At 73.2% G+C, this 3707-nt stretch carries 4 protein-coding genes and 2 pseudogenes; all 6 read left to right on the top strand.

All coding sequences use genetic code 11. From position 1 onward, the window contains the following. Window positions 1-135: pseudogene (locus J5Y04_RS42760) on the top strand (UDP-glucose 4-epimerase GalE); the annotation flags it as partial. After that, a pseudogene (locus J5Y04_RS44120) lies at window positions 132-200 on the top strand (hypothetical protein); the annotation flags it as partial. The pseudogenes J5Y04_RS42760 and J5Y04_RS44120, both read left to right, overlap by 4 nt. Window positions 201-264: 64 nt before the next feature. After that, complete coding sequence (locus J5Y04_RS41030; protein ID WP_209417652.1) at window positions 265-825, top strand: hypothetical protein; 561 nt, start codon at window positions 265-267, stop codon at window positions 823-825. 518 nt (window positions 826-1343) lie between these two features. Next, window positions 1344-1511 carry a hypothetical protein gene (locus J5Y04_RS41025; protein ID WP_209417651.1) on the top strand — a complete coding sequence of 56 codons (168 nt, stop codon included), beginning with the start codon at window positions 1344-1346 and terminating at the stop codon, window positions 1509-1511. Window positions 1512-2297: 786 nt separating this feature from the next. Next, window positions 2298-3344 carry a substrate-binding domain-containing protein gene (locus J5Y04_RS41020; protein ID WP_209417650.1) on the top strand — a complete coding sequence of 349 codons (1047 nt, stop codon included), beginning with the start codon at window positions 2298-2300 and terminating at the stop codon, window positions 3342-3344. A gap of 163 nt (window positions 3345-3507) precedes the next feature. Further along, the coding region (locus J5Y04_RS41015; RefSeq protein ID WP_209417649.1) for an ATP-binding cassette domain-containing protein at window positions 3508-3707 on the top strand (200 nt) is incomplete at its 3' end.

Genomic DNA, 3707 nt, shown 5'->3' with positions numbered 1-3707 from the left:
CGTGCGGGCGACCCGGCGGTCCTGGTGGCCTCCGCCGAGCGCGCCCACCAGGCGCTGGGCTGGACCCCGCGCCGCCCGAACCTGGACGACATCGTCGCCGACGCCTGGAAGTTCACCCTGGAGCACCCCGCATGACCACCTTCCACGACCTCTACGGCGCCGCGCCCGCCGGCACGTGGGCCGCGCCCGGACGGGTCAACCTGATCGGCGAGCACACCGACTACAACGACGGCCTCGTCCTGCCGTGCAGCCGCGGACGGTGCGCTGCTGGAGCACGGTCTGGGCGCTCCCTGGCCGTTCGCGGGCCGCGTCACGCAGGAGTTCGCACTGAGCCCGTCCTGCCTGCGCCTGGAGATGACCGTCGAGTCCCACGGCGAGCCGTTCCCCGCCCAGGCGGGGTGGCATCCGTGGTTCCGCCGGGACCTCGGGACGGGTGGGCCCGCCGAGCTGCGCCTCGCCGCGGCCTGGCAGGAGGAACGCGGGCCGGACCACCTGCCGACCGGCCGGCGGATCGCTCCCCGTGAGGGGCCGTGGGACGACTGCTTCGGCATGCCCGACGGGGTCGCGGTCACCGTCGACTGGCCGGGCGCCCTCACCCTGGAGATCACCAGCAGCGCACGGTGGGTGGTGATCTACGACGAGCCCGCCGAGGCCCTCTGCGTGGAGCCGCAGTCGGGGCCGCCCAACGGGCTGGACACCCTGCCCCGTCCGGTCACGCCGCGCTCCCCGCTCACCGTGACCAGCACGTGGCGCTGGAGCCCGCCCGCCGCGCGGGCCGACGGTGTCCCGGGCGACCGTCGAGGACGTGCCGCCGCGACGCGGTGACCGCAACGGCCGGCCTCCGCCGGGAGCTGCACCGTGGCCGCCCCGGCCCGGACGGGAACCGCCTCCGTGCACGACGCCCGTGCCCGTGACCCCCGGTGTGCAACAGGGGCCCCGTGGTCACCGAGGGTCAATATAGGTAGGGCCCGGTATTGAACACGTACTGATCGGGCGGGTGTCCTGGAGACACCGCGAGGGGCGGACGCGGAGACCGATTCCCCACCCGATCTGTGGCAGGTACACCATGGGCAGCACCATCGACCGCACCACGACCCTCACCCCGGCACCGGGCGGCGCCGCGATATACCTGCGCTGCTACCCGTTCGACCGGACGGCGATGGAGTGCCACCGCCGGGCTCTCGAAGGCCTGGCCGTGGCGACGGGACTGCCGGAACCGCTGCTGCACCTGGACAACGGCGTGCGCGCGGCCGACGGCCTCCCGGCCCTGGACCGGCTGCTGCGGACGGTCGCCGGGGGGGTGGGTCGGCACCGTCCTGGTCCCCGGGCCCTTCGTCTTCTCGATGGACGACACCGAGGCGCGCGGCGTGGCCGGCCTGCTGGAGCGGCACGGCTGCCGGGTGGTCGAGCTCCCGTCGCGCCATCGGCTCGCGCACCCCGCGGGCGGACCGAACCCCCCGCCCGTGGGGGACGGCGGCTCCCGCGAGCCGGCGGGTCTCGTGACCTGTTGACGCCCTCGCGCGAAGGGGCGGGCGGGGACGTCCCGCGCGACCCCACCCGCCCCCTCGGTGTCGACGGCCCGGGGCGAAGCGGTGACGCTGCGGGCCGTCGGGGCCGGGATCCACAAGCCCCGGCCCCGACGGCCCCGTGGCGGTGGCTCCGACCCTCACGGAGCACCGCCGCCGCCGTCGACGCCCGCCCCCCACCACGGCTGCTCTGCCGCGGCGGCAGCGGGGGCGGACGACCCGACGGAGCGGAAGGGGCACCGCCCGGGCAGGGGACGAGGGCGGCACCCCGGCCCGGGCGGCTGACGTACCGCGCGGGCGCCCCTCCCGCGCGACGCGATGTCAGGGCAACCGGCAGGAGGGGAATCGGGAAGGTCGGGAGCGTCCTCGGAGGAGCGTTCCACCGAACCATTGGCAACACTATCCAACATTTATCAACGCCCAGCAACACCCCACTGGCCGACCGGCCACCCGCGGCGACCGCCGTACGGGGCGGGCGCGGGCCGCACGGGGCAACGGGCCCCCGGCGCCCCGACCCGCCACCGGCGGCCACCTGGACTCTCCGCCCTTACCGGACCCGAACGGACATCGGACACGACGGGCCGCGTCGGCCATGTCTACGTCACGGGCCGATATCGATTCCGGCCGATGCGCCAGGATGTTGACATGCGATTGCTTGGCGAGTTTTCTATGACGCAACGCGTTTGATCTCGTTTAAACGTGATCGACTAGGCGACTCTGAAGCGTCAGGCCTGGCCGCCCACCTCCCACCATCCGATCCAAGGGGTCCTCATGTTCAGTGCACCCACCCGCAGACTCTCCGCCGTCGTGGCCGCAGGGCTGCTCCTCCCGGCCGCCCTCACGGCCTGTTCGGACGGCCACGAGGCCGGCGGCAGCGGGGAGGTCGCCAAGGTCGACGGCAAGATCTCCATCACCTACCTGCAGAAGCAGGGCGACCAGGAGTACTTCGTCGGCGAGGCCGCCGGGGCCAAGGCCAAGGCCGCCGAACTCGGCGTCGACCTCAAGGTCGTCAACCTCGGCAACGACGCCAACAAGGCCGTCAGCGAGGCCAAGGCCGCCATCGCCCAGAAGAGCAACGCCATCATCGTCGTCGTCCCCGACCCGGCCGTCGGCCCGCAGATCGTCCAGACCGCCAAGGACGCCAAGGTTGCCCTGCTCACCTCGGACGACCAGATCTGCACCACCGGCCCCGACCCGGCCGGCTGCGCCCCGGAGAACCTGGTGCCCCGGATCGGCTTCAGCGGGGAGCAGATGGGCACCGAGGTCGGCAAGCGAGCCGGCCAGGAGTTCACCAAGGCGGGCTGGAACCCGGCCGAGACCCGCACCATCTCCGCCTGGAAGCAGGACGTCACCGTCTGCACCTCCCGGGTGAAGAGCGCCAAGGCCGCCTTCCTGAGCGGCGGCGGCAACGGCGTGCAGAACATCGACGTCGCCACCGACAACACCCCCACCGGCGCCCAGGACAAGATCGCCGCCGTCGTCACCGCCAACCCCACCGTCAAGCACTGGGTGGTCTGGGGCTGCAACGACGAGAACGTGCAGGGCGGTGTGACCGCGCTGGAGAACGCCGGCTTCAAGGCGGAGAACGTCATCGGCGTGGGCCTCGGCGCCTACCTGGCCTGCAAGAACTGGAGCACCGACAAGCCCTCCGGCATGAAGGCCGCGCTGTTCATCAACGGCAAGGACGTCGGCGCGCTCGCCGTGCAGACGATCGTCGACAAGCTCAAGAACGGCAAGGAGTTCCCGAAGGAGGCCTTCGCGCCGACCACGATGGTCGACCCCGCCAACTGGAAGGCCTCCGGGGTCACCTGCAGCTGACCCGTCCCCGCGCCGGTACGGGTGCGGCGACGGCCACCTCCGGCCCACCGCACCCGCCCGCCCGGCCCATGCACCCACCCGTGCCGCGGCGCCCCGTCACAGCGCCGGGACCGCCGAGATCCGCGTTCCTGCCACGGCACCCCGACGTATCTGCGAGGTTCCCATGAACTCCCCCGGCATCCGCCCCCCGGAGCCCCCTCCCCCCGCACGGCCCGCCGCCTCGGCCGTGGCCGTCGAGGGGGTCACCAAGCGCTTCGGTGCGGTCCAGGCCCTGTCCGGCGTCAGCCTGGACTTCCCCGCCGGGCAGGTCACCGCCCTGATGGGCGAGAACGGCGCCGGAAAGTCCACCCTGCTCAAGATCCT

Source organism: Kitasatospora sp. RG8 (assembly GCF_017813315.1).
Classification (GTDB): Bacteria; Actinomycetota; Actinomycetes; order Streptomycetales; family Streptomycetaceae; genus Kitasatospora.
The sequence above is the reverse complement of the archived record's forward strand: the minus strand, read 5'-3'. Positions and strand labels throughout refer to the sequence as shown.

Excerpts from the sequence above, each read along its gene's own strand:
- J5Y04_RS41020 (WP_209417650.1), top strand. The coding sequence starts at position 2,298 with ATGTTCAGTGCACCCACCCGCAGACTCTCCGCCGTCGTGGCCGCAGGG.
- J5Y04_RS41025 (WP_209417651.1), top strand. The coding sequence starts at position 1,344 with ATGGACGACACCGAGGCGCGCGGCGTGGCCGGCCTGCTGGAGCGGCAC.